29 protein-coding genes, 3 tRNA genes and 2 pseudogenes are annotated in these 25,398 nt (G+C 49.4%); 8 read left to right on the forward strand and 26 right to left on the reverse strand.

Annotated features, from left to right (window positions below):
* Nucleotides 1-53: 53 nt before the first annotated feature.
* Together flhC and flhD are read right to left on the reverse strand one after the other, a co-directional pair.
* A complete protein-coding gene (flhC, locus tag ACE15A_RS13270; RefSeq protein ID WP_000605987.1) occupies nt 54-638 on the reverse strand; it encodes a flagellar transcriptional regulator FlhC in 585 nt (194 codons plus the stop codon).
* On the reverse strand, nt 635-976 hold the full coding sequence (gene flhD / locus ACE15A_RS13275) for a flagellar transcriptional regulator FlhD (protein WP_001804550.1): 342 nt from the start codon (nt 974-976) through the stop codon (nt 635-637). Before flhD ends, flhC begins: the two co-directional genes overlap by 4 nt.
* 673 nt (nt 977-1,649) lie before the next feature.
* Here flhD and ACE15A_RS13280 point away from each other — a divergent pair.
* Both ACE15A_RS13280 and uspC read left to right on the forward strand, forming a co-directional pair.
* Entirely contained in the window at nt 1,650-1,766 is a 117-nt protein-coding gene (locus ACE15A_RS13280; protein WP_044136501.1) for a hypothetical protein, read from the forward strand.
* Nucleotides 1,763-2,191 (forward strand): universal stress protein UspC, encoded by a 429-nt coding sequence (gene uspC / locus ACE15A_RS13285; protein ID WP_023248819.1) that lies wholly within the window; start codon nt 1,763-1,765, stop codon nt 2,189-2,191. Before ACE15A_RS13280 ends, uspC begins: the two co-directional genes overlap by 4 nt.
* A gap of 17 nt (nt 2,192-2,208) precedes the next feature.
* Here the strand turns inward: uspC and otsA are convergent, their stop codons facing one another.
* From otsA to ACE15A_RS13305, 4 genes and pseudogenes are all read right to left on the reverse strand, one after another.
* Nucleotides 2,209-3,630 (reverse strand): alpha,alpha-trehalose-phosphate synthase, encoded by a 1,422-nt coding sequence (otsA, locus tag ACE15A_RS13290; RefSeq protein ID WP_053508904.1) that lies wholly within the window; start codon nt 3,628-3,630, stop codon nt 2,209-2,211.
* Nucleotides 3,605-4,408 (reverse strand): trehalose-phosphatase, encoded by an 804-nt coding sequence (gene otsB, locus ACE15A_RS13295; protein WP_023248821.1) that lies wholly within the window; start codon nt 4,406-4,408, stop codon nt 3,605-3,607. Before otsB ends, otsA begins: the two co-directional genes overlap by 26 nt.
* Nucleotides 4,409-4,570: 162 nt before the next feature.
* Nucleotides 4,571-5,140, reverse strand: a pseudogene (araH, locus tag ACE15A_RS13300) (L-arabinose ABC transporter permease AraH); the annotation flags it as partial.
* Nucleotides 5,141-5,411: 271 nt separating this feature from the next.
* Complete coding sequence (locus ACE15A_RS13305; RefSeq protein WP_053508902.1) at nt 5,412-5,969, reverse strand: DJ-1/PfpI family protein; 558 nt, start codon at nt 5,967-5,969, stop codon at nt 5,412-5,414.
* A gap of 554 nt (nt 5,970-6,523) precedes the next feature.
* Between ACE15A_RS13305 and ACE15A_RS13310 the strand changes: the two genes are divergently transcribed.
* Nucleotides 6,524-7,027, forward strand: a complete 504-nt coding sequence (locus ACE15A_RS13310) for a non-heme ferritin-like protein (RefSeq protein WP_053508900.1) — start codon at nt 6,524-6,526, stop codon at nt 7,025-7,027.
* 86 nt (nt 7,028-7,113) lie between these two features.
* Here the strand turns inward: ACE15A_RS13310 and ACE15A_RS13315 are convergent, their stop codons facing one another.
* Both ACE15A_RS13315 and ACE15A_RS13320 read right to left on the reverse strand, forming a co-directional pair.
* A complete protein-coding gene (locus ACE15A_RS13315) occupies nt 7,114-7,365 on the reverse strand; it encodes a DUF2766 family protein (protein WP_023248824.1) in 252 nt (83 codons plus the stop codon).
* A 168-nt stretch (nt 7,366-7,533) separates the two neighbouring features.
* Nucleotides 7,534-8,172, reverse strand: coding sequence for an RpiB/LacA/LacB family sugar-phosphate isomerase (locus ACE15A_RS13320; RefSeq protein WP_053508898.1), 639 nt, complete (start codon nt 8,170-8,172; stop codon nt 7,534-7,536).
* A gap of 255 nt (nt 8,173-8,427) precedes the next feature.
* Between ACE15A_RS13320 and ACE15A_RS13325 the strand changes: the two genes are divergently transcribed.
* Both ACE15A_RS13325 and ftnA read left to right on the forward strand, forming a co-directional pair.
* Entirely contained in the window at nt 8,428-8,763 is a 336-nt protein-coding gene (locus ACE15A_RS13325) for a YecR-like lipofamily protein (protein ID WP_000803229.1), read from the forward strand.
* A 351-nt stretch (nt 8,764-9,114) separates the two neighbouring features.
* Nucleotides 9,115-9,612, forward strand: coding sequence for a non-heme ferritin (ftnA, locus tag ACE15A_RS13330; RefSeq protein ID WP_000920616.1), 498 nt, complete (start codon nt 9,115-9,117; stop codon nt 9,610-9,612).
* A gap of 45 nt (nt 9,613-9,657) precedes the next feature.
* On the opposite strand, the gene ACE15A_RS13335 is transcribed toward ftnA, so the two are convergent.
* Nucleotides 9,658-9,897 (reverse strand): YecH family metal-binding protein, encoded by a 240-nt coding sequence (locus ACE15A_RS13335; protein ID WP_023242292.1) that lies wholly within the window; start codon nt 9,895-9,897, stop codon nt 9,658-9,660.
* Nucleotides 9,898-10,123: 226 nt separating this feature from the next.
* Between ACE15A_RS13335 and tyrP the strand changes: the two genes are divergently transcribed.
* Nucleotides 10,124-11,335 (forward strand): tyrosine transporter TyrP, encoded by a 1,212-nt coding sequence (gene tyrP, locus ACE15A_RS13340; RefSeq protein WP_053508946.1) that lies wholly within the window; start codon nt 10,124-10,126, stop codon nt 11,333-11,335.
* Between the two features lie 73 nt (nt 11,336-11,408).
* Here the strand turns inward: tyrP and ACE15A_RS13345 are convergent, their stop codons facing one another.
* The 10 genes and pseudogenes from ACE15A_RS13345 to uvrY form a co-directional block, all read right to left on the reverse strand.
* Entirely contained in the window at nt 11,409-12,074 is a 666-nt protein-coding gene (locus tag ACE15A_RS13345) for a YecA family protein (protein WP_023248827.1), read from the reverse strand.
* Between the two features lie 435 nt (nt 12,075-12,509).
* Entirely contained in the window at nt 12,510-12,836 is a 327-nt protein-coding gene (locus ACE15A_RS13350; RefSeq protein ID WP_023248828.1) for a hypothetical protein, read from the reverse strand.
* Between the two features lie 214 nt (nt 12,837-13,050).
* Nucleotides 13,051-14,490, reverse strand: a complete 1,440-nt coding sequence (locus ACE15A_RS13355) for an SH3 domain-containing C40 family peptidase (protein WP_077918487.1) — start codon at nt 14,488-14,490, stop codon at nt 13,051-13,053.
* 214 nt (nt 14,491-14,704) lie between these two features.
* Nucleotides 14,705-15,036 (reverse strand): annotated as a pseudogene (locus ACE15A_RS13360) (hypothetical protein).
* Between the two features lie 247 nt (nt 15,037-15,283).
* Nucleotides 15,284-15,370 (reverse strand) — tRNA-Leu (locus ACE15A_RS13365).
* Nucleotides 15,371-15,381: 11 nt separating this feature from the next.
* Nucleotides 15,382-15,455 (reverse strand) — tRNA-Cys (locus ACE15A_RS13370).
* Nucleotides 15,456-15,498: 43 nt separating this feature from the next.
* Nucleotides 15,499-15,574 (reverse strand) — tRNA-Gly (locus tag ACE15A_RS13375).
* Between the two features lie 150 nt (nt 15,575-15,724).
* Entirely contained in the window at nt 15,725-16,273 is a 549-nt protein-coding gene (gene pgsA / locus ACE15A_RS13380; protein ID WP_001160192.1) for a CDP-diacylglycerol--glycerol-3-phosphate 3-phosphatidyltransferase, read from the reverse strand.
* 56 nt (nt 16,274-16,329) lie between these two features.
* A complete protein-coding gene (uvrC, locus tag ACE15A_RS13385) occupies nt 16,330-18,162 on the reverse strand; it encodes an excinuclease ABC subunit UvrC (RefSeq protein WP_023248831.1) in 1,833 nt (610 codons plus the stop codon).
* On the reverse strand, nt 18,159-18,815 hold the full coding sequence (gene uvrY, locus ACE15A_RS13390) for a UvrY/SirA/GacA family response regulator transcription factor (RefSeq protein ID WP_023248832.1): 657 nt from the start codon (nt 18,813-18,815) through the stop codon (nt 18,159-18,161). The genes uvrC and uvrY overlap by 4 nt, the downstream gene beginning before the upstream one ends.
* Nucleotides 18,816-19,126: 311 nt before the next feature.
* Here uvrY and ACE15A_RS13395 point away from each other — a divergent pair, with 311 nt between their 5' ends.
* Entirely contained in the window at nt 19,127-19,282 is a 156-nt protein-coding gene (locus ACE15A_RS13395) for a hypothetical protein (RefSeq protein ID WP_023248833.1), read from the forward strand.
* On the forward strand, nt 19,279-19,503 hold the full coding sequence (locus tag ACE15A_RS13400) for a DUF2594 family protein (protein WP_000106483.1): 225 nt from the start codon (nt 19,279-19,281) through the stop codon (nt 19,501-19,503). Before ACE15A_RS13395 ends, ACE15A_RS13400 begins: the two co-directional genes overlap by 4 nt.
* 66 nt (nt 19,504-19,569) lie before the next feature.
* On the opposite strand, the gene sdiA is transcribed toward ACE15A_RS13400, so the two are convergent.
* The 7 genes from sdiA to ACE15A_RS13435 form a co-directional block, all read right to left on the reverse strand.
* Entirely contained in the window at nt 19,570-20,292 is a 723-nt protein-coding gene (gene sdiA, locus ACE15A_RS13405) for a transcriptional regulator SdiA (RefSeq protein ID WP_053508895.1), read from the reverse strand.
* A gap of 231 nt (nt 20,293-20,523) precedes the next feature.
* Complete coding sequence (tcyN, locus tag ACE15A_RS13410; RefSeq protein ID WP_023248835.1) at nt 20,524-21,276, reverse strand: L-cystine ABC transporter ATP-binding protein TcyN; 753 nt, start codon at nt 21,274-21,276, stop codon at nt 20,524-20,526.
* A complete protein-coding gene (tcyL, locus tag ACE15A_RS13415; RefSeq protein ID WP_023248836.1) occupies nt 21,273-21,941 on the reverse strand; it encodes a cystine ABC transporter permease in 669 nt (222 codons plus the stop codon). The genes tcyN and tcyL overlap by 4 nt, the downstream gene beginning before the upstream one ends.
* 20 nt (nt 21,942-21,961) lie before the next feature.
* Nucleotides 21,962-22,948, reverse strand: coding sequence for a D-cysteine desulfhydrase (dcyD, locus tag ACE15A_RS13420; protein ID WP_023248837.1), 987 nt, complete (start codon nt 22,946-22,948; stop codon nt 21,962-21,964).
* Nucleotides 22,949-23,101: 153 nt separating this feature from the next.
* A complete protein-coding gene (gene tcyJ, locus ACE15A_RS13425) occupies nt 23,102-23,902 on the reverse strand; it encodes a cystine ABC transporter substrate-binding protein (RefSeq protein WP_053508893.1) in 801 nt (266 codons plus the stop codon).
* A 146-nt stretch (nt 23,903-24,048) separates the two neighbouring features.
* Nucleotides 24,049-24,600, reverse strand: coding sequence for a flagella biosynthesis regulatory protein FliZ (fliZ, locus tag ACE15A_RS13430; protein WP_023248839.1), 552 nt, complete (start codon nt 24,598-24,600; stop codon nt 24,049-24,051).
* A 58-nt stretch (nt 24,601-24,658) separates the two neighbouring features.
* Nucleotides 24,659-25,378, reverse strand: coding sequence for an RNA polymerase sigma factor FliA (locus tag ACE15A_RS13435; RefSeq protein ID WP_053508891.1), 720 nt, complete (start codon nt 25,376-25,378; stop codon nt 24,659-24,661).
* Between the last annotated feature and the right edge of the window lie 20 nt (nt 25,379-25,398).

Here is a 25,398-nt window from a genome sequence, read left to right on the forward strand (position 1 = left end):
AAAGCAGCGGTAATGACTTACCGCTGCTGGAGTGTTTGTCCACACCGTTTCGGTTAAACAGCCTGTTCGATCTGTTCATCCAGCAGTTGTGGAATAATATCGGCAGCATCTCGGGAAAGTTTACGTCTTTTTACTGCGCGGGATGGCGGCTGGCACAAACTACACGCAAAGCTACCCACGGGCTGATGCGCATGGGTGATAAAGTTTCCGCCGCAGCAGTTGCAGCTCGACAATTCGAGCAATCCGCTTTCAACAAAACGCACCAGAGTCCATGCGCGGGTCAGCGCCAACAACGGCCCTTCAGGCGGTTGCGGACACTGCTCAAGATAAAGCCGATAAGCTTTAATCACCGCATCCACACCGCTACATAAGCCAGTTTTAAGTAAAAATTGCCAGGCATTGCAGAACATGGAAGCGTGAATATTTTGCTCCCAGGTCATAAACCAGTCTGTCGAAAATGGCAGCATCCCTTTAGGCGGCGGACTACCGCGTAACTCTTTGTACAGCCTGATGAGGCGACCACGGCTGAGCTGTGTTTCGCTTTCCAGCATTTGCAGGCGAGCGCCAAGATTGATCAACTCCATCGCCAACTGGATATCGCGAGCTTCCTGAACAATGCTTTTTTCACTCATTATCACGCCCTTTTCTTACGCGCCGTATCGTCCGCTTCATTGAGCAGACGCGTTGAAAGCATGATACCTGTGTGAATCTGCTGTAAATCGTCGACGCGCGAATCCTGAGTCAAACGGGTGATCGTCTGATGATCGTCAAACCGGAAATGACAAACTAGCTGATTCGTCTCAGCCAGTTTGACCATCTGCGGCAGGGTCAACGCGCCCAGTGTGTTTGCCATCTCTTCGTTGATACCGAGGCGGAACATCGCAGATGCTTTGTCCTGGACGATCAAACGCTGTGCAAGGAGTAAATATGACAAATTGATGTCATAAATGTGTTTTAGCAACTCGGATGTATGCATTGTTCCCATCCAGAATAACCAACTTTATTTTTGTGCGGCGTAGCCGCACCCCGTGATGTCGCCGGGAAGGCCCGGTAAAAGAAGCAAAAAGGTCAAATGCATAGCAGTGCTCAGACATTGTGACGTATAACACAGCCTCCCGCCGGGATTCGCCTTACACGTTTACATCAATTTTTACAAATGCCTAAGATTTTTCCTAATTCGACGCAACTCTACTCGTCAGCTTCGTCACATACAACGGAGCGGGACAGCGATTTTAGAAAATATGTGATGTAGATCACATATTTTAGCGGAATACTTACGATAAAACCATCAGCATGGCTTTTATTTTGTTTATTTAATCACCTAATGTTCACTTTTTCTATTCCACACTGATGAATAGAGGGACGTCAACACCAAATTATTTTTTGTTTCTCTGTGTTAAAATAACGGCAGGGTAATAGATAACACGCTATTATTTCTATTATAGAAACGATTTTATTTTACCTTTAGTAAACAGCAGGTTAAATATTAAATGTTATTAATTAATCATACCTCAGCACAAGCCCTGTCACATTAAAAACAAGCTCAATTAATTTAACTTTTAGCTTTTATTATTCATCGGCTCAATCAAAGTATCTTGATGGTGTGTAAAAAGCATCTTATAACACTATTCTTTTCATAAGAATAATTAATGATTAATTATGATGCCCTTCACATTATTGTGGTATTACCACATTGCAGAAATGAGATAAACAGAGTAAAGCTAAAGGACAACCTCATATTCTTGCAATTAAGGAGCGAGTTATGAGCTACACCCATATTCTTGTCGCTGTTGCCGTCACCCCCGAAAGTCACCAGCTACTGGCTAAAGCCGTTTCTATCGCCCGTCCAGTTCAGGCGAAAGTAAGTCTGATTACCCTTGCTTCCGATCCTGAGCTGTATAACCAATTCGCCGCGCCTATGATGGAGGATTTACGCGCGGTTATGCATGAGGAGACTGAGAATTTTCTTAAGATGCTGGGTGAGAGAGCGGATTATCCGATTGAACAAACCTTCATCACCTATGGTGAGCTAAGCCAGCATATTTTGGATGTGTGCCGCAAACACCATGTTGATCTGGTCATTTGCGGCAACCATAACCACAGCTTCTTTTCGCGAGCGTCCTGCTCAGCAAAAAGTGTGGTTAGCGCCAGCCAGGTAGATGTATTGCTGGTGCCGTTAGCGGGTGACTAGTCGCCGCTCGCGATATATCAGGCCAGCTTAGGGAACGTCGCTACTTTATTCTGCTGTTGACGCTCCGCGCTGCGCGGCGTGACCTCCTTTAGGTCATGAATAAAACGCTCCTGCCAGCGGCTAATGTCATTTTTAACGATTACGTCAAGCATTTCCGCATGACGCGAAATACGCTCGGCAAGCGGCATCGTTAAAGCGCGATTAAGCGCCGCCGCTACGTCATCCCGATCGTAAGGATTGACGATAAGCGCTGACGTCAGTTCATTCGCCGCGCCGGCAAACTGCGACAGTACCAATACGCCAGGGTTAGCGGGGTCCTGCGCGGCGACAAACTCTTTCGCCACCAGGTTCATCCCATCACGCAGCGGGGTGACGAGCCCAACATCTGAATAACGGAATATCTTCATTAATAGCTTACGGTCGAAATGCTGATTCAGATAATAGAGCGGCGTCCAGCCCAGTTGTCCATATTTCCCATTAATACGGCCTGCTTCCGTCTCAAGCTGGTGGCGAATATCCTGATATGCCTGTACTTCGCCGCGTGATGTAGGCGCGATTTGGGTGTAACGAATTTTTCCCCGGTGCTGCGGATAGTTTTCCAGTAGCGCTTCATACGCCAGAAAGCGTTCCGGCAACCCTTTCGAATAATCCAGTCGCTCAACGGAAAAAATATTCTTCACATTTTTCAGTTCCGCTTTGAGCTGCGCCAGTTTAGGCGGCAACGGACCGGCAGCCTGTAGGGCAATCTCATCGGGTTCAATACCGATAGGATACACTTCTGTCTGGAAGTCTTTACCCCACGCGATATGCTGCTTGCCACTGCGAGTCGTAACTCGTGTCTGACTTGAAAGGCTATCCAGAAAAGCCAGGCGATCATTTTCCGTCTGGAACCCTAGCAGATCAAAGTCACACAACTGCTCCAGCAGTTCATCATGCGGTGGTAAGGCGTTAAAAATCTCCGGGGTCGGGAATGGAATATGCAGGAAAAAACCAATTCGGTTGTTCACGCCGCGTTTACGCAGTTCGCTGGCAAACGGTAATAAGTGGTAGTCATGCACCCAAATGATGTCGTCCTCTTTAACGAGAGGCAATAACTTATCCGCTAATAACGCATTAACCCGCATGTAGCCTTCCCATGCAGGACGCTGAAACTGCACCAGATCCAGACGATAGTGGAACGCAGGCCAGAGAACCGCATTGGAAAATTGACAGTAATAATCTTCGTAATCTTGTTCACTCAGGTTAAACGATGCCCAGGTAATATTACCTTTTGTCACCTTTTTTAATGGCTCATCCTCGTTACCTGTCTCGCCACTCCAGCCGAACCACAACCCGCCAGCCGCTTTTAGCGCGCCAAGCACGCCAACGGCGAGGCCGCCGGCGCCGCCTTTATTATCCGGGGGGGCAATTCGATTAGATACTACGACTAAACGACTCATAGCCATCTCTCCTGTTATTCATTACTTGTTGTTCTTGTTGTGGATAATTGATTTGCTCCAGCCAGCGCCAGACATCGGGTACGCTTTCCAGTCGCCATGCCGCCTGGGTTGCCCCGACGCCCACTTTTACGGAAATTCCGCCAGCGTGATTCACCACGCCAAAGCCAGCCTCGTCGGTCAAATCGTCTCCCACAAAAACGGGAATCCGTCCCGCAAAGGGGGCTTCCTGCATAAAGGCGGCAATCGCTTCGCCTTTGTTGGTTCCTTTAGGTTTGATTTCCACTACGCATTTACCGGGCTGCAACGCCAGTTGTGGCCAGTGCTGCGTAACGTGTTGCGCAAGCGCCAGCAGTGCCGCTTCATGTTCAGGAGCCTGACGGTAGTGCAGCGCAAACGCCATGCCCTTCGTCTCCAGCTCCGCCCCGGGCAGCGCCACTAGCATCGAACGTAATAACGCCTCTACCTCGCGGACTACCGATTCAGGAAGGCGTACGATATGGGTTTTACCATTGATATCACGGCGCTCTGCCCCGTGAACGCCAGCAAGCGGAAAGCGAAAAGGTTTCGCCAAAGCATCCAGCTCGGTCATTGAACGCCCTGAAATCAATGCCAGTGCCCCTGCGTTGTGCGCCGCGAGACGGTCTAACAACTGAAGGATTTTATGCGGTACCGCTACCTGATCGGGATGAGGCTTTATCTCTGCCAATGTGCCATCAAGGTCAAAAAAATACGCATAGTTCGCAGTGAGTTCGGGGGATACGGTTAACGGTTCTGCCACCCTGGTCTCCTCCTTATCATCATATTGAGACTCACAAACGGTCTCATTAGTCATGTAAGTATAGACAGTGTGACGCTGCTCGCCATTTAGAAAGGCCATCGCCAGCCGGGGTAGCGGTTAGCGATGGCGTGGGGCTATACTGTTTAGTTGAATGTTAATTCATCAAATCGTACCCTTCGCTTTTTGCTTATAATGGTCGAAAATGACTGCTGCCAGAAGGATTAAGCCGCGAACCACATACTGCGCAAAGGGTGAAATGTTGAGCAGGTTCATCGCGTTCTCCACCGTCCCTAATATCAGTAAGCCCGCCACCACATATGAGATTTTTCCGAGACCGCCTTTCAGGGATGCCCCCCTAATACGCACACAGAAATAATGATTAACTCATAATCCAGGGAGGTCATTGGCTGACCGCTGGTCATACGCGAAGCCAGAATGATACCCGCCGACACCAGGCCAGAGAGAATAAAAATGATAATTTTGGTACGTACAACCGGTACGCCGGCCAGCCGTGCGGCCTCCTCATTGCCGCCTATCGTCAGCGTGTTACGCCCGAAAGTGTTTTGTTCAGAAAAGCTCGTCTTCAATGCCTACCGATTTACCCTCGGAGATGATATAAGCCAGACTGCGCACAATCTGCATTGTGGCGAGTGCGGCAATTTCCAGATGCGCAATCACAAAGCCACTGACCAGTCCGCACAGTACGCCCAGCAGCAGCCCGGCGCCAACACCTTAGTAAATTTGTGCATGGTTAACTCCAGCTTTAGCATTCTTTTATGTAGGGTAAAATCGAGCGATTCTTGTTAGATAAATACTGATGGCTGGAATAGTTTTAGTGGGAACTTGATTCCCCACAGGAGAGCAGCACAGCGCTGAATTACAGTAATTGCGTACATAAATTCAGCGGAAAATAACATAAACCAGATCAGGTTTGTCAGACAAGTGGCAGGAAAGCCAGCATCACATCTGCCAGCTAATCCTTACGTCTCTGGGCAAATAACGATTACCAGGAATAATAGATATGTCCGGCTTGTTCGCGAACCGGCGCGTCGTCTACCAGCAGTCTGGCGGCAAGGGTTAGCGCGAAATCAAAGACATGACCCAAACCTTTGCCGCTAATTAAATTGCCGTCTTCAACAACAGGAGCATCCACATAGACACCTTCCTGAACCGCTTTCCACAGATCGCCGGAGCAAACATAACGACGCCCCTTCAGTAATCCGTGGGCACCCAGTACCCTTGCCGCAGCGGAACAGATAGGACAAATTAATTTACCTGCTGCGTCATGACGCGCAACGAAAGCGATCGCTGCCGGATTAGCGGCCAGATTGGCACTACCCTGCGGACCACCCGGTAGAACTACCGCATCGAAAAGCGCCTGCTGGCGTTCACTCAGCGTGCTGTCCGCAACCATGGGAATATCATGGTAACTCACCACCGCCCGAGATTCAGCACACGCCAGCATTTCTACGTCGATATGCAAACGCCGCAGGATATCAATAGTAACAATGGCCTCTGCCTCTTCAAATCCTGGCGCCAGCAGCACCGCGACCTTTTTCATTGACTGCTCCTTGTTAACGTGTCACCCATCAAAACTATGCTCAACCGAATAATGTGCCCGTATGATTAATGACATTAAAAATGATCTACAGCAAAATCAGTTTTTTTATAAAAACAGGTAAATTTGCTATCAACCGTTCATGCGTGTGACAACCAGATCGGATAATGTTTATTTTATTGATACTACCACGATTCAAACGATTATTCTATGATCTGAAACAATGTTTCATAAAACAAAACAATAATTATATATCTATTGTTTTTCAATTGGTTATAATTACAAAAGCACAACAGAAAACATTACTATTGAAAAAATCGCGTCACTGAAAATGTAAAAAAAGATAAACAATTGCATTTAAGGATTTTTTTATTTTTATTGACGCGCTATTCTCGTTACCGATCGATAAACAGGAAATCAGATCGCATAAGGGACTGGCGGAACGGAGTTCTTCTGCTAAGAGTATTTATTGTGCATGGATGTAAGAGTGTGACAACGGCCCGTTGCATTTTCGTCCGTCATGCACATCAACACTTTCTGGAAATAAGGATATTGTTATGGCAGCAGTAGGAATGGTTCAAAAGCTCAACACGCAAATGAACCTTGAATTTTACGCATCAAATCTTTACCTCCATCTAAGCGAATGGTGTTCTGAACACAGTTTAACAGGCACCGCCACCTTTCTTCGTACCCAGGCGCAAGGCAACGTGACGCAAATGATGCGCATGTTTAATTTTATGAAAAGCGCTGGCGCCCCCCCTATCGTCAAAGCCATTGACGTTCCGGGCGATGAGCTCTGTTCTCTGGAAGAACTGTTCCAGAAAACTCTGGAGGATTATCAGCAACGCGCCAGCACGCTGTCGCGTCTTGCGGACGAAGCGAAAGCGCTCAATGATGCCTCAACGCTTGATTTTCTCCATACCCTGGAAAAAGAGCAGCAGCAGGATGGCGTACTTTTACAAACTATTCTCGAAGAAGTTCGCAGCGCTAAACGAGCAGGGTTATGTCTGGCGCAAACCGATCAACATCTCCTTAACGTCGTGACCTATCAGCATCACTGATAACAGCTACCTGAACGACGATATTGAGACGTTATTACGCCGGATAGCAACGTGAAGCGGCTAATCCGGCCTACAGTCAGCGGTTGTTAGTGAGAGTCACCCTGGGGCGTAAATTTCAGTTCGATCAGAGCTATCGCTTTTTGGATGGCGCGCATCGTGACCGGATCAGCGGCGGCAGGATGATTAGAAAAGTCGATATTTTTCAATTGGCTGGACATTTTTTCGCGTACTTCCACTGGCGCAATCACATCGATTACGTCCAGAATCTGCTTGATAACCAACTGACAAGCGACAACGTCAGAAAGCAGTTCCTGGTCGGCATTAAGTGTATGGGGCATGATGAACTCCTTATAGTCAGGACGTCATAGTACCCATTCATAGCCAGAAACGGTAGCAACACCGTTTCTGGTCTGTATGCCAGGGATAGAACCTGTCGCTACTGGTCTTTTATCGACACATCATGCCTGGCGACAGGGCGAAACGCTTCTGACTTGTCAGGCGGGGCATTACCCCAGAATCTCACGTACAAACGCTTCTATTTCTTTATTCTGGCCGTTTTCAAACAAACATTGCTGGAAACGCGGCCCTGAAACCGCTGTTTTAACCAGCTCAGGATCGATAGCCCGTAATGTATCCAGATAATTCTCTTTGACGACCGCAGCTTTAACCTGATTCAAAATGCCCGCATTGCGAACCTGCGGCGCTTTACGTTCAGGCGGATAGCCCTCGCCTTTACGACCGGTAAACGCTTTTTCAAAGATGAAACGCACGTTCAGCTCAGCGCCCCAGCCAAAGCCTTTCGCAAATGGCAGGGACAACGCATTACCGTTGTTGATCTGCGCAAACAGAAAAGCATCTGCCGGATCGATGCAATAGCCACAAATGACACCAGGATGAATATTTAGCGACATGAGCGCGCCCTGACCTGTACCGCAGCCGGTAACGACGAAATCAACCGCTTTTGAATTAAGCAGAATACTCGCCATAATGCCTAAATGAATGTACGTCAGATGATGGTCATTTTCGTCGCACATACCGACGTTAAAAACGGGAAATCCCTTTTCATCGGCGACAGCGCTAAGTTCGTTATAAATGATGGCGTTTTTGCTGGCCTGGCTGTTTTCCATCATCAATGCGATTTTCATGGTGTTCCTCCTGAATGCAGGCGATCGCGCCTGTGTAAATCATGACGTTTCGCCTACACTACACGCTTACAAACACACTTTCAAATTTAATGAAACCAAGTTTTAAAAAATAAAAAGGCGCTCACACATTTTCTGCTCCCGCTGTAAATCTCCTGCCGTTACCTTTAATCAAGGCGAATCCGTAAGTTATTCCAGCCATTGACGGTGAAAGACACGAGGTAGCATGGTCCGATACCGAACTGTCGGAGCGATTTTATGAAGCCTCTTATTTTTACTCTTTCACTGCTAGCCCTGACGGGGTGCACCATTACTCGACAAGCGCAGGTCAGCGAAGCCAGCCCGATAAGCGGCATTGTGCGCCTGACGTATAACCAGCCGCTATTTTTTACGTCACGGACAGACGACTATGTTTCTCACGGGACCGCAACTCGCGAATGCCAGCAGATGGGCTATGCCGATGCCGTGTCGTTTGGTCAGCCGGTAGGAACCTGTAGCATTTATGCGGGCTCTTTGTGCCTGAACACCCGATTTACCCTCTCCTGGCAGTGCCGGGGCGTAGCCGTCCCGCAAATCATGCCGCTTTATTATTAAGGTTGCTGGCTTAACGCCGACACCATGTACAATGGAGGATAGTGCATGGTCGCTATTGCCAGCATGAAGGTGCTGGCTTTCCTTTATTTATATACTCGTCATACTTCAAGCGGCATGTGCGTTGGCTTTCCTCGTTTCCCCAGCCACTTAATTATGTCCCCCCTCTGGGATTCGCCGCGCCGCCTGCCTGCAACCTGAATTATTTAGAGTACACAATGGTGCTAATGCGTTTTATTCCCATTCGTATTTTTAATAATTAATTTTAATATTTTACCTTTTGCAAATAATAAAATAACAAATTATAGTGGCGCCACATCACCGTATATCTTTTGCTATTTGTGGAGCGGAACCATGCTGAAAACAGAAATGATCGACAAGCTGAATGAGCAAATGAATCTGGAGCTGTATTCCTCACTGCTCTATCAACAGATGAGCGCGTGGTGCAGCTATCACAGTTTTGAAGGCGCCGCCGCATTTCTTCGCCGCCATGCGCAAGAAGAGATGACGCATATGCAACGCCTGTTCGACTACCTTACCGATACCGGAAGTCTGCCGCGCATTAATACCGTTTCTTCGCCCTTCGCTGAGTACGCCTCACTGGATGAACTGTTCCGCGCGACCTATGAGCATGAGCAACTTATTACGCAAAAAATTAATGAACTGGCTCATGCCGCAATGACCAGCCAGGATTATCCGACATTTAATTTCTTACAGTGGTATGTGGCAGAACAGCATGAAGAAGAAAAATTATTCAAATCCATTATTGATAAATTAACGCTGGCGGGAAAAAGCGGCGAAGGGCTTTATTTCATTGATAAAGAACTCTCAACACTGGATACGCAAAATTAATCCAACACGTCCTTACACGGTGAGACGAACTCTCACCGTGGTGTATTAATGGCGGCAGATCTTACTCTCATGCGTTGAAAAACCGCCATCCACGGCAATAAACTTTCCTTTCGCCGCCAGAAACGCGACCAGTTCCGCCGCCGTCATATCTGACGCTGAACAGGTGTGAAATCGTGCCCGCTCGCCAAAGCGCGCTTTAATTGCCGCCTCCAGCGAAGTATGCGTATACTGCTCGCCAGACTCAATCATCATGTTGAGCACCTCGTGACCATGAATGGAATCCATAACCCCTCCTGAATAAAACCCGTAGCCTAATGTGTCCTTGTGCGAGCGACTTTGCGCTAGCGCAGGTTTGCGGTGGTTGTACGTGTCTCTTCCCATATTCGCTTTTATGCCCGGAACTGTAAAATTTACAGTACACACATTGTAACGGCCATTTGACGAAAATAGCGTAATGGCTTACCCTGCGCCGCGGATATCACCGTTCTTTTTTACCGGGGTAGTAGAAAGCGTGAAAAACAGAACTCTGGGCAGTATTTTTATCGTGGCAGGCACCACTATCGGCGCCGGGATGCTGGCAATGCCGCTGGCAGCGGCTGGCGTTGGTTTCAGCGTTACGCTGGGATTGTTGATTGGACTGTGGGCGCTGATGTGTTATACCGCGTTACTATTACTGGAGGTGTATCAACATGTTCCGGCGGATACCGGGCTGGGCTCGTTGGCAAAACGCTATCTTGGACGTTACGGACAGTGGCTTACGGGATTCAGCATGATGTTCTTAATGTATGCGCTCACCGCCGCCTACATTTCCGGAGCCGGTGAATTACTGGCGTCCAGTATTAACAACTGGGTCGGCGCCACGCTCTCTCCTGCCGCCGGTGTGCTGCTGTTCACCTTTGTTGCCGGTGGTGTGGTGTGTGTGGGTACCTCGCTGGTCGATCTTTTTAACCGCTTTCTGTTTAGCGCGAAGATCATTTTTCTGGTCATCATGCTTGCGTTGCTAACACCACATATTCATAAAGTAAATCTTCTTACGCTTCCTTTACAGCAGGGACTGGCATTATCTGCAATACCGGTCATTTTCACCTCCTTTGGTTTTCACGGAAGTGTACCGAGTATTGTAAGTTATATGAACGGCAACATTCGCAAGCTGCGTTGGGTCTTTATGACGGGCAGCGCCATTCCGTTAGTGGCCTATATTTTTTGGCAGCTTGCCACGCTGGGAAGCATCGACTCGCCGACATTCAGAGGGCTGCTAGCCAGCCATGCCGGGTTAAATGGTCTGCTGCAGGCGCTCAGAGAAGTGGTCGCTTCCCCACATGTCGAACTGGCGGTCCACCTGTTCGCCGATCTGGCGCTGGCAACCTCTTTTCTGGGCGTAGCGCTAGGATTATTTGATTACCTGGCCGATCTATTCCAGCGTCGCAGTACGGTGTTCGGGCGTATGCAAACCGGGCTGATTACCTTTCTGCCGCCGCTGGCGTTTGCGCTTTTCTACCCACGCGGATTTGTGATGGCATTAGGCTATGCCGGCGTGGCGCTGGCAGTGTTGGCACTGCTAATCCCTGCCATGCTGGTCTGGCAATGCCGCAAACAGAATTCTCAGGCGGGATATCGTGTGGCAGGCGGCACCCCAGCGCTGGCGCTGGTGTTTATCTGCGGCATTGTCGTGATTGGCGTCCAGTTTTCGATCGCAATGGGATTCCTGCCCGATCCAGGTTAATGCCAGGAAAAGATTACCGGGCCCGGACCCCATCCAGGCTCGATAATCATCACGCTATGTCGTTTATGAGGAATTAATGCAGGCAGCACTGCTTAAATTTTTTGCCGCTCCCGCATGGACAAGGATCGTTACGCCCCACTTTCACCTCTACTTTTACCGGCATCTGTAGCGGCGTAGTCTGCGGATGCGCCATCCACCAGGCATGCAGCTCAAGCGCCGCGATACGGATAGCGTCAACGCTTTTATCGAACGCTTCCGGGCTCATTTTATCCAGCAGGTCAAAGTTTTCTTCAGTGCCGTGTAATGCAATCGCTTCCAGAGCCGGTTTTAGCGTATCTGGCAAATCTGACCAGTCGGACAGCGACACTCCACGCATATAACCAAAGCACCATTCTTCAACAATCGTTAGTTCATGGCCATCAACTTCTCGCAGGCCAAACAGCGGCTCGAACTGTTCTGGATAGTCTTCAAGCCGGGCGGCTGTGTCCGCCATGTGCTGGAACACCAGGTCCATAAATCGCGTCATTTCTTTTTCAGATGTCCAGCGCGGTACGTACGCGGGTCCACCCCATATCGCTACCAGCCACTGTTCCGGCTCAATTGGACGCGGAGAACTCAGTACCGCAGTAATCAAACCGTCCAGTTCCGCGACATCCAGAATGGCCTGATCGGTATTGTATTTCGTCAACACATCATCCAGCCATTCCAGCTCGTTCTCATTTAATGGTTCCATTTTCATAACGCTTTTCCTCAGTGATGACTTCCGCCTGTGGCTCTCTTACATTGCAGCGGATAAAAATAATTTTTGCAGGCAGTTTGGATGGCAACCATCAGGGGCCAGATTAACACGAAATGGGGAGGATTCCGGAAGTTAACGCACAAAAGGAGGATCGGGACGCAGGTTTTCCGCTAAGAAGCGCTCAAATCCACATAAAAGCCAGGCATCTGAACTCGCGTTCGCGACGGTCATTGCCCGCGCATTCTCTACCATGAGATACTCTCCACTGCATATTTCTCATAACGGCGGGGGCGTCACTGTCCTATATGAGTACAACATCCTCTTCCCTTATTGAAATCAGACATTCTTTACTCAGTGTAATAATCGCTATGCTGGCGGTGCGCAAGACGGGACAGGCATTCTAAATGTTTCTCGCTATATTATACTCATGCTAACTTATACCACCGCCGCGGACAGATAAAATCGTCCTCTTAAATAGAGCTTATTTTCAGTAAAAAAGTGTTTGATGAGTTCGTCTACCGCTTCTCTGTCAGCAGAAAAGGTTATTTCCATAAACAGAGTATCATACCCTATTTTGATATTTTTTTTCTTACAGTAAGCACGGATCTCATCCTGCACACTCAGCAACGGCAGGCTAAATGTGTATAGCGGTTGCGGTTCTTTTTTCGCCGCTTTCTCAAAAACTTTAGTGACCAGATCCCCAAGATCGCGCTCCGACCGGGTACGGTTATTAAAATGCAATAAACTACGTCTTTTTACCACCCAGCCTCCAGCCAGATACCGCTAACAATAACTCTCACTTCAATGTGTGAGGCTCATGACCACATCCAGAATCAACTCCAGATAGTATTTCAAATAAACAGACCGCACTATAGCGCATACCTTTTTCAGATACAGTTTACAGGGATACCATCTTTATATCCACTGCGCACAGTTGCCTCAATCACGTATTCCGCGATAGCACAGCCTGTCAACCTTATTCTATATAACCAAGTTTAAACAGAACCTTACCAGCCAGCGATACCAGTTCAGGATTTTCAGGATAAAAATGGAGTAGTGGGAAAAATACTGCCTCGCCGATAATGCTCCGGCTATTGGCATTGTTCGGGCGCAATCCCCAGATATTTTGATAAGTGACCGGTACCACCTGCCCGTTCATGGTTGTGTTACCGATATACAGCATAATATGCCCTGGAATATAGACCAGCGTAGTAAACGGTTTTCCGTACCTGGTGAGATAATCGATCCGCATTTGGGTGCTTTTACTGCTGAGATCGACGACTCGTCCAGCAGCCTCTACCTGCGCGGTTGAATGTCTGGGTAGGAATATGCCAAACGGCATCATCAGGCTGCGGATTTCGGCTGAACAATCATTATAAAAGTTAAAATTTCCCCAGCCGTAGGGGGTGCCGCCCATTGATTTCATTAATACGGCAATATTTTCCGGCGTCATTTTCCACGGCATAGCCGTAAACTCTTTGTCACTTAGCCAGACCCAATGGATAGACGCACGACCATTGCTGTCGCGAACTGGCGCCGCAATCAGGAAAAGACCCGCTCGTTGATTCCGGAACGGTAAAATAGTGCCCGGTCGCCCGGTGAAATAATAGACGCCTGCGGCATGGACAGAAACTGGCGAGTTGATAAATGCTCCCAGTTGCTTATGAGCGAGCGAAACCCACTGGGTTACAAATTTCTGATCCACACTGGCAATATCCTCACTATGAACCCAACCTGTTACCGCCGGTGAAACGACATATTGCCAACGTTGGTCTTTGCTCTCCGTTAGCGTATAGACCGGCGTGCCGGGGCGCAGCGAAGACATTTGTAAATTATCAAAAGGGTACCCCTCGCCCGCCCGACGGGGATCGTTAAAGAGCGGATCGTCCGTTGGTAGTGCTCTGACTAAACTCTCTCTGACCATAATGCCACGTCGGGAGGCATGATATATATCATCAATCTGCGTATCCGCATTCCCTCTTACCCCCGCTTTCCAGTGTGAGGAATACAATCTGAAATTTTCCCCCCAATAAGCACTGCCGTCGCTAAGGAACTGCTTAATACTGGCATCCCGGGCCTGCCCTGCGTTTTTTTTCAGCAACGTGGTGATATAAAAAACATTCCACGGCGAGTGTGCTTCACTGTCCATTCCGAAATAATGGGATTTCAGTGCGCTAAAGTAGCGTTGTTGGGTAGCACTATCAATAACCGGAATAGTGTAATCAGCCGAGTCCGGGGGTATCCATTTATCGACCGACTGTGAATAATCCGCTAACGGAAAGCGCGTTTTTGTTGGGTCAATATAACTCCCCGCGGGGATTTCACCTTTGGCCGTTGGTCGGTACGTCGTCTGGTGACAAGCGGTAAGGCACAGCGGCATCAATAAAACGGCCCAGGCTTTGTTTTGCATCATCATCTCCGTAACGTAGGGAAAGCACAATATAGAGACTGACCAAAATCACCATTTACGAAAACCTAAAATTGTCTGTAGTTGACCTGTTATTAAGACATTATTGCAAAACGTGATTAAAGCATGACGCCAATCACATTATCTTATGATGAACGTTAGTCTGCTATTTACCTTTAATTAAATTGTGCAAAAAACATCCATTATGTAGCGATATACTCGTTTAATTTGCATAAATACCCCACTGACCAGCCCCCGTTTTTTTCAGACAATACATACTGTAGCGTGTCGATTCTGCTATTTTTATATATCCTGCAAAATCATTTGCATCGACGTAGCCGATAAAATTACGCGCATCACACGTAGAAGATGAATACTCACCCGGAAAAACATGGGTTACAACTTCCGTATCAGGTTCATATAAAATAAAAAAGAGTAGAAAAGTGCAACCTACAATTCCAATATTAATGAAGCTAATAAAGAATTTTGCATTATCGGTATATTTCACTGGCATATCTACCCTCTTCATAAATCAGGAATAAAACATATCAGTATTTTTTATACAGATTAATGAATTTTACCGGCTGATTTACCTGACGTTTAGTATTTGCCAGCATGGTCCTGGAGGGCGGTAACACGATAACTGCTATACTGGCAGAAATGCCGCTACCAATGTTTTTTACTGTGAATAGCACTGGAAAGTTCACGCTCATGACCGGCGTGTGAATTAAAGGCACAAAAAAACCACCCGTAGGTGGTTTCACGACACTGCTTATTGCTTTGATTATTCTTGTTTTTCCCATGGTACCCGGAGCGGGACTTGAACCCGCACAGCGCGAACGCCGAGGGATTTTAAATCCCTTGTGTCTACCGATTCCACCATCCGGGCTCGGGAAAAATTGGAGGCGCGTTCCGGAGTCGAACCGGACTAGACGGATTTGCAATCCGCTACATAACCGCTTTGTTAACGCGCCAAATTTTTCATCCAGCATCCGCTTTACGCCAATGCTTTTAAACTGGAGCGGGAAACGAGACTCGAACTCGCGACCCCGACCTTGGCAAGGTCGTGCTCTACCAACTGAGCTATTCCCGCATTATCAAGCAACTTGTTAATCACTTGATTTTGTTATCGTCTGGCAATCAGTGCTGCCGTTCGATGCGTTGCATTCTACTTACCTGACGCACTGAGTCAACGATATTTTTCGTCACTCATGATCGTTTGCTGAAATTTGCGGCGAAACGATCACTGATCAAGCAAATCTCCACGTGCCGCGCTCAAATATTGCAACATGGACCACAACGTTAACACTGCTGCGACAAAGAAAAGCGCGATACCCGCATACTCCACCCAGATATTCGGACGCCACAAGAGCCACGCCAGCGCCACCATCTGCGCGGTAGTTTTGACTTTACCGATCCAGGAAACCGCTACGCTACTTCGTTTGCCCAGCTCCGCCATCCATTCACGCAGAGCAGAAATAATAATTTCGCGGGCTATCATCGTCGCCGCAGGTAACGTCACCCACCAGCTATGATAATGCTCGGTGACCAGCACCATGGCGATCGCCACCAGCACCTTGTCGGCAACGGGATCGAGGAAGGCGCCGAAACGCGTACTCTGGTTCCAGCGTCGCGCCAAAAAGCCGTCAAACCAGTCGGTAATAGCGGCAATACAGAAAATCAGCGCGCTGACCATCGGCGCCCAGGCGAACGGCAAATAAAACACCACGACAAAGAATGGAATCAGGATGACGCGAAACAGCGTGAGCAACGTAGGGATATTAAATTGCATAGTGACGGGTAACTATCTGTTGTCAGTGAAATTACCCCTATGTTGCTACAGTGGCCTCAATGTTTCAACGACCAGAAGATCTTTTCTGCCAGACCTTGCGAAATACCCGGCACTTTTGCAATTTCTTCTACGCTGGCGTTACGTAGTCCTTGCAAACCGCCCATATATTTCAGCAGCATTTGACGGCGTTTAGGCCCAACGCCTTCAATAGTTTCCAGCGTACTGGTGTTTTTTACCTTCGCCCGTTTTTTACGGTGCCCGCCGATCGCGTGATCGTGCGACTCATCGCGAATATGCTGAATGACATGCAGCGCTGGGGAGTCTGGCGGCAGGCTAAACCCCTCGCCTTCCGGTTCAAAAAAAAGCGTTTCCAGCCCCGCCTTTCTGTCCGCGCCTTTGGCAACGCCGAGCAGCAACGGGCGATGCTTATCCCAGGGAACATCCAGCTCAGCGAAAACGGCTTTCGCCTGGGCGAGTTGCCCTTTTCCGCCGTCGATCAGAATTACGTCCGGAATCTTACTTTCTTCTATGGCCTTGCCATAACGTCGACGTAGCACCTGATTCATCGCCGCGTAGTCATCACCCGGCGTGATGCCCGCGATATTATAACGACGATACTCGGCGCGTAATGGCCCGTTAGCGTCAAATACCACGCAGGATGCGACCGTTTGCTCTCCCATGGTATGGCTGATGTCAAAACATTCCATTCGCATGACCGCAGGAAGTTTTAACACCGTCGCCAGCGCGGTCAAACGCTGCGTGACGGTGGACTGCTGCGAAAGTTTAGTGGTTAAGGCCGTCGCCGCGTTGGTCCGCGCCAGCTTGAGATAACGGGCGCGATCGCCGCGCGGCTTTGTCTGGACATGAATACGCCGTCCGGCAAGTTCCGACAACGAATCGGCCAGCAGCATTTTATCGCTCAGGTTAAAATCGAGTAGTATCTCGCCCGGTAGCGTGCGCATCTGGCTACCCTGCAGGTAAAACTGGCCGACAAAGGTTTCCACCACTTCGCCCAGTTCCGTACCGCCAGGCACTTTTGGAAAATAACTGCGGCTGCCCAGCACCTTACCCTGGCGAATAAACAGCACATGCACACAGGCCATACCGGCATCAAAAGCCACGCCGATAACGTCGAGATCGTCGCCCGTATTGGAGACAAACTGTCTCTCCGTAACACGGCGTACCGCCTGAATCTGATCGCGAATACGCGCCGCCTCTTCAAATGCCAGATTCTGGCTGGCCTTTTCCATCCGGGCAATCAACTGTGTTAACACCTGGTCGTCTTTGCCGGACAAAAACAGCCGGACATACTCCACCTGTTGCGCGTACTCCTCCTCGCTGACCAGTCCTGCAACGCATGGGCCTAAACACCTGCCAATCTGGTATTGCAGGCAAGGACGCGAACGGTTGCGATACACGCTGTTTTCGCACTGGCGGATAGGGAAAATTTTCTGTAACAGCGCCAGCGTTTCCCGCACAGCATAGCCATTAGGAAACGGACCGAAGTACTCGCCTTTCGCATGTTTGGCGCCACGGTGCATCGCCAGACGTGGATGAGTATCGCCGCTCAGGAAAATAAAAGGATAGGATTTATCATCACGCAACAACACGTTGTAACGCGGTTGATACAACTTGATGTAATTATGTTCAAGTAGCAGCGCTTCCGTTTCGGTATGCGTTACCGTGACATCAATGTGTTGAATTTGCGCGACTAACGCTTCGGTTTTACGCGAAGCCAGGTTGCTGCGAAAGTAGCTGGAAAGACGCTTTTTCAGGTCTTTCGCTTTGCCGACATAAATAACCGTACCACCAGCGTCATACATACGATAGACGCCGGGTTGACTGGTAACGGTTTTCAGGAACGCCTTTGCGTCAAACATTTCACTCACTGGCTTGTTAACGTCTCCGCATTACACAGGCCATGGCGGATTGCCAGGTGAGTCAGCTCAACATCACCATGAATGTTTAATTTACTGAACATACGATAGCGATAGCTGTTCACCGTTTTAGGACTGAGATTAAGCTGTTCTGAAATCTCATTGACCTTCTGACCCTTAGTGATCATCAGCATAATCTGCAACTCGCGTTCAGACAAACTGGCGAACGGCGTTTCCGTTTTTGCAGGCTCGATCTGACTGAGCGCCATCTGCTGGGCAATATCGGAAGCGATATAGCGTTGTCCGGTATACACCGAACGAATAGCGCTCACCACCTCCTGAGGCGCGGCACCTTTACTGAGATAGCCTGCTGCGCCAGCCTGCATCACTTTGGCGGGCAACGGGTTCTCCGTATGGACGGTCAGCATGATCACTTTGATATCCGCTGTCGATCGGGCAATTTTACGCGTCGCCTCAAGGCCGCCGATACCAGGCATGTTCATATCCATCAGCACAACGTCAACGGCGTTAGTACGGCACCATTTTACCGCATCCTCTCCGCAGCACGCTTCACCGACAACTTTAATGCCCTTTATATCTTCAAGAATGCGTCGTATCCCTGCGCGCACCAGTTCGTGGTCATCAACAAGAAGAACGTTGATCAAAGGAATATCTCCAGAATAGGGATAACGCTACTGATAGTTAATCGCCCTTATATTAGCTGGTTTTATCTCAACTTTGAAACGTAAAAAAACGCCGGCTATTCGATTTTGCTCTCGTTTTTGGAAATTATGTTGTACGTCATGCGGAAACCGCCAGTGCTGTAGCCCCTACTGGCGCAACCGCCTCAGTCAGGTATTTCATAATGGTGACAAAAATTTCACGTTCCGCTGTCTAAACACTAATTAGGAAATCAACTTTGTAACAATAATTAACGAGTGAAATACGCGTAATAAACAAAGAATGAAGAAAATATATGCATCACGCGGCAACGTTTATTTTATGGGTAAATCTTCGGCTTTTTGATCAAAAAACAACCACTGCTATTTTTAGCGTAGCTTATGGTATACTCCGCCGCCTTAACATCTGCTATCGCACATTTTCACTGAAACATAACGAGGAAAATAAATGAGTACGCCTGATTTTTCCACCGCTGAGAATAATCAAGAACTGGCTACTGAAGTCAACTGCCTGAAAGCCATGTTAACGCTGATGCTGCAGGCGATGGGCCAGGCCGATGCAGGCCGCGTGATTCTTAAAATGGAAAAACAGATCGCGCAGATGGATGATGAAGCACAAGCGGCGGTATTTTCCAGTACGGTTAAGCAAATTAAACAGGCTTACCGCCAGTAGTAAAAAACCGGCTGTTAGCGTTGCTTTCAGCCGGTTTCGCGTCTGACGTGAAGAATCGTCAACGCGTCATATCAGACCTGTCGCCGCAGCGTAGCAGGCAATCTGCGTTTTATTCGGCGCATTGAATTTCTTCTGCATGTTTTTCTGATGGAAGTTAACGGTATTTTCAGAAATCGACAGAATAATAGCGATCTCCGATGAGGTCTTCCCCTCCGCTGTCCACTTCAGAATCTCTTTCTCACGTTTACTGAAACGCATCTCCGGCGCCATCACCATGTCGTCTTCCAGTCTTGTTAGCGCCGAAAGACTCTCCCGCGCCAGCAGTTGCAACCTCAGCTCCACTTCATCGTAGGTAAAGGAGGAGCAACGCAGACTGCCACGAGAGACAGACAAAAAGCCCAGCGCCCGATTCGGCAACATCACACACTGGGTTACGCTTCTGCGTAATCCGAAACGCTGGGCTGCATCCCACATCGCCTGTGCCTCATGAAATAGCACGTCATCCCAATGTAAATGGCCCTGCCTGAAATTTTCCGGCTTTAATACCGGATCGATCGCGAAATAGTTTTCGGACTGGTAATGCGTTACCCACGCCTGAGGATAAGTGGTACGAAGCGATATTTTAGGCCGGGTAAAGGGAATGGGATGACGAACACATAGTGCATAATAATCAAATTCCAGCCGCTGTGTCTGATATTGCAATTCAGTATAAACATCTTCTGCTGTCGCCATCTCCTGAAAGCGTAACAGCATTGCGCGTCGCCAGGTGAAGAAATCATTTTCCTGCATATTTTGTGGTCACGCCTTTGATATTGATAATCATTATTATGAATGATTCAAATTAACACATAAATAGCGTTTATATGTAAGAAATATCGGACGAATCGTAGAATACTTGAGCGGCATTACAGTTTTCTGCTTGCGCCTGAGGGAGTAGCTAATATTCTGGCAGAATTAGTTCATAATTATTCATTGCGCTCGCCCGAAGCACGGTTAATTCGGGCGAGCGTTGAAAAGGCATTATTTCATTAAAAATTTCTCAAGGAACTGGCGGGTACGCGGATGTTGAGGATCAGCGAATAAGGTTTTCGCAGGCCCTTGCTCAACAATTCGCCCCTGATCCATAAATATTGCCCGGTCAGCCACGTCGCGCGCAAAGCCCATTTCGTGAGTGACAATCACCATTGTGCGCTTTTCCTGCGCCAGCTGGCGAATCGTATTGAGCACCTCGCCAACTAATTCAGGATCAAGCGCCGAAGTGGGCTCATCAAACAGAATCACTTCCGGGCGCATCGCCAGCGCGCGCGCAATCGCCACGCGCTGCTGTTGCCCGCCCGACAAACGACGCGGATAGCGGGTCTCTTTTCCGGCCAATCCGACTTTGGCTAACAGTTCCCGCGCCAGCGCCGTCGCGTCGGCTTTCGGCTCCCCCTTTACAATCACCGGACCTTCAATGATATTTTCCAGCACAGTACGATGCGGGAACAGGTTAAAACTCTGAAAGACAAAGCCGACATGCTGGCGCAACTGGCGAATCAGCCCTTTCTGCTGGCTTAATGGGCGGGCGGTATCAATGACAATGTCACCCACTTTAATGGTGCCCGCTTCCGGTTGTTCCAGCAGGTTAATGCTGCGTAATAACGTTGTCTTCCCTGAGCCGCTCGGGCCGATAATGGCGACGACTTCTCCGGGCTTCACCTCAAGGTCGATACCGTGCAGCACCGTTTGACCATGAAATTTTTTGACCAGGTTGGTGACTTGGATCGCACTCATTTTGGCTCTCTCTCCTGGCGGTTAAGCTGGTTTTCAAAATAGTTTTGCAGTGCCGATAAGACGGTCGCCATCAGCCAGTAGATTAACGACGCAGCCAGATACATGGTAAACACCTCCAGCGTTCGCGAGGTAATTAACTGCGCCTGGCGAAACAACTCCGGCACCTGAATCGTCGCGGCGAGCGATGTATCTTTCACCAGACTGATAAAGCTGTTGCTCAATGGCGGAAGCGCGACGCGAGCCGCCTGCGGCAAAATAGCGCGGCGTAGCGTTTGCCACGGCGTCATGCCAATACTCGCCGCCGCTTCCCATTGTCCCTTGTCGATAGCCGAGATCGCCGCGCGCAGCGTCTCAGACGTGTAAGCCGCGGTATTGAGCGATAAACCAATCATCGCCGCCGGAATAGGGTCCAGCTCAATACCAAATTGCGGCAGGCCGTAATAGATCATAAATAGCTGGGCGATAAGCGGCGTACCGCGAAAAATCGAGATATAAAAGCGCGCCAGCCAGCGAACCGGCCATAGCGGCGACATCCGCATCAGCGCCAGCACAAATCCCAGCAGCAGGCCGAAAAACATACCGCCAATACTCAGTTGCAGGGTAAATACGGCGCCTTTAAGCAAATACGGCAGCGATTCAATAACCAGTTGGATACTTTCTTGCATTCGCGTTGATTACCTGGAGATTATACATGAGGATGGTAGGCAAACAGCGCAGGCGCCCCACCGGTGTGAATAAAGAGAATCGGCCCGTCATCGTTAAAGCGTTTCTGGCTGATGCCGTCTATCAGACCCGCCATCGCTTTGCCGGTATATACCGGGTCCAGCAGTACCCCCTCCAGACGCGCCAGCAGTTTCACCGCCTCCATCCCCGCGTCATTTGGCACGCCGTAACCTGGAGCAAAATAGTCATCCCATAAATGAATATCCGCCGTCGCCGTCAGCGCCAGCTTACCGGCAATAGCCTGCTGCAAGGCAATCACTTTTGGTTTCTGCTCGACGACAGAACGTGAAACGGTCACGCCAATCAGTTCGACATCAGGCATCAGGTGTTCCAGCCCGACGGCTAACCCGGCGTGCGTACCTGCGCTGCCGGAAGCCACCACCACCGAAGAGAGTCCGACGACCTCTTCACACTGCCGGGCGATTTCCAGAGCGCTCTCTACGTATCCCATTGCGCCCAGCGCGCTGGAACCGCCAACGGGAATCACATAGGGCCTGAACCCTTGCGCTTCAATGCGCGTCGCCAGCGTTTGAAGTTGCGCATCCGGATCGGTCAGCGCATCGCACATCTCAATTTGCGTATTAAATAAATCCAGTAACAGGCGATTACCATTCGTCAGGTAATTTTCCGCGGTAGTACCGATGGGATTTTCCAGTAAGGCGACGCAATGCAGTCCCAATTTAGCCGCGACCGCCGCCGTCTGACGGACATGGTTCGACTGAATCGCCCCTGCGGTTACCAGCGTATCCGCCCCTTCCCGCAGCGCGTCGGCCACCAGAAACTCCAGCTTGCGCAGTTTATTGCCGCCCATCGCAATGGGCGTAACGTCATCGCGCTTAATGTAAATCTCACGGCCAAGATAATCAGACAACCGCGGCAGGTATTCGAGCGGGGTAGGCGCGCCGATAAACTCCAGACGAGGGAAGCGCGTTAAGTGATGTAGTGGCATTAAGCCTCCGGTAGTGTTGTCGTGTATTCTTTTTATTATGCACGTTGATTCAACGGAAATAAAAAAGGCGCCGATTAACGCGCCTCCGTTTGCTGACATAGTATGAGATGGGTATTGCCCGGCGGCGCTCTGCCTGCCAGGCAACGTAGAGGATTATTGGGTCACGTCAGCGCCAAACCATTTTTCGGAAAGCGCTTTTAAGGTGCCATCTTTTTGCATTTCCGCAATCGCGTTATCTACCGCCTTCAGCAAATCTTCGTTACCTTTACGTAATGCAACCCCGGACTCCTGACGCGAAAACGCATCACCGGTGACAGCCAGCGTCCCTTTGGTTTTTTTCACCAGATCCAGCGCCGCCAGACGATCGACTAAAATCGCGTCAATACGGCCTACGCGCAGATCCTGGTATTTCGTAGGATCATCGTCGTAGGTACGGATATCCACGTCCTGAACATGTTGACGTAGCCACTCTTCATAGTTAGTACCCAGCCCGACGCCTACTTTTTTGCCCTGCAGATCGGCAGCCGTTTTGATCGTGCCTTCATTCCCTTTTTTCACCAGCGCCTGAACGCCGGAGACAGTATAAGGTGTAGAGAAATCATATTTTTTCTTGCGGACGTCTGAAATCGTGACCTGGTTTATCACCACATCAATACGTTTAGAATCCAGCGACGCCAGCATTCCGTCCCATTTGGTCGGCTTCAGCGACGCTTTAACGCCCAGATGTTTTGCTAACGCCTCGGCGAAGTCGACTTCAAAACCGGTTAATTTGCCGTTGTCGCCCTGAAAGCTAAACGGCGGGTAGGTGCCTTCCAGCCCTACCAGTAGCGTGCCGCGTTCTTTAACTTTGTTCAGCAAACCCTCATCGGCAAAGCTCTTCGCGCTCATTCCCGCAACCAGCGCCACAGCCATTACTCCCATCAGTGCCTGACGTCCCAGCAGTGCTAATTTCATAGTAACCCCGAATATTGCCGTTAATGACCATAGACTGTGTCCCGCCATGGCGCATCGTCACGTCTCATGAACCTTGGGGGGACTCAGCCTAATGTAGAAGGTTTACCGCAATTCACCAACACGACTCTGCTACATCTTATTCTTTTTTAATATATATCAGAACTGGCGGTAAAGGGGGATATCTGTCTGGGCGCAATCTGTTTATGCGCTTTATATTGCTGGTATTTACGCAGTGCGATACGGTAATTATTGGTGCTGGTTTCCGGCAACCATGGCGCCAGGCTTTCGTCGAGAAAACCGTCCCGCAGCAGATCGTGGGAAATGTTTTGCTCGCTGAGATAATTGCCAAGACGTCGCAAACGCACTACATATTCCCGCACCGTGCCATGGCTCATCTCGGTTTGTTCAAACAAATACTGTTTAAAACCGATAATATCGAAAAAATCGCTCTGTTTTTTGCAGTGTAAATCGCCGCAAAAGCGACACAGCGCCACCCACTCTTTTTGCTCTCGCTGCCAGGCAGCGTCGTCAAGCAGCATATCCAGCTGTGAAATGGCGATTTTATTAACGATCTTGCCACGACGAACCAGCGTAATGCGGTCGAGCAGTTTGTGACAATGCGCGCAATGCGTCTGACTGTGTTTAAAGTCTTTAAGATAGCGGCTCAGAGGCCGCCTTTTAGGTTGCTGCACCGTCATGAGAACTCCTGGTAGTCTATACGTTGTGCGGCACTTTTCGGGTGCGATCATGCGCTACCTATAACTTACCCAGTTTGATACGTAATCGTTTGATGGCCTGACTATGCAACTGGCTGACCCGCGATTCGCCGACTTCCAGTACCGCGCCAATCTCTTTCAGATTGAGCTCTTCCTGATAATACAGCGTTAACACCAGTTGCTCGCGTTCCGGCAGCGATTCAATCGCGTCCATTACCCGCTGTCGCAGGTCACCCTCCAGCAGTTGATGTAACGGGTTTTCCTGTTGATGTTCTTCAGTCACCAGTTCGATGCTATCGCCATGCTCTTCCCGCCACTCATCGTAAGAGAAAAGTTGACTGTTATTGGTGTCGAGCAACATCTGACGATACTCTGCAACAGGAATGCCAAGACGTTCCGCCACTTCGGTTTCCGTCGCATTACGCCCCAGTTCCTGCTCCAGTTGTCCCATCGCCTGCGCCACTTCGCGGGCATTACGCCGGACGCTACGCGGCACCCAATCGCGGCTGCGTAATTCATCCAGCATCGCCCCACGAATACGCTGCACTGCGTAAGTGGTAAATGCCGTTCCTTGCAAAGCGTCATATCGGTCGACCGCATTTAATAACCCGATGCCGCCCGCTTGTAGCAGCTCGTCCAGTTCCACGCTCGCCGGCAATCGCACCTGCAGGCGCAATGCTTCGTGACGCACCAGCGGTACATAACGCTGCCACAGCGAGTGTTTATCCATTACACCTTCAGCGGTATACAGTGAATTCACGATAAACAGCCCTGCGTTAA

Origin of the sequence: Salmonella sp. HY31 (assembly GCF_042604575.1) — a bacterium.
Lineage (GTDB): Bacteria > Pseudomonadota > Gammaproteobacteria > Enterobacterales > Enterobacteriaceae > Salmonella > Salmonella diarizonae.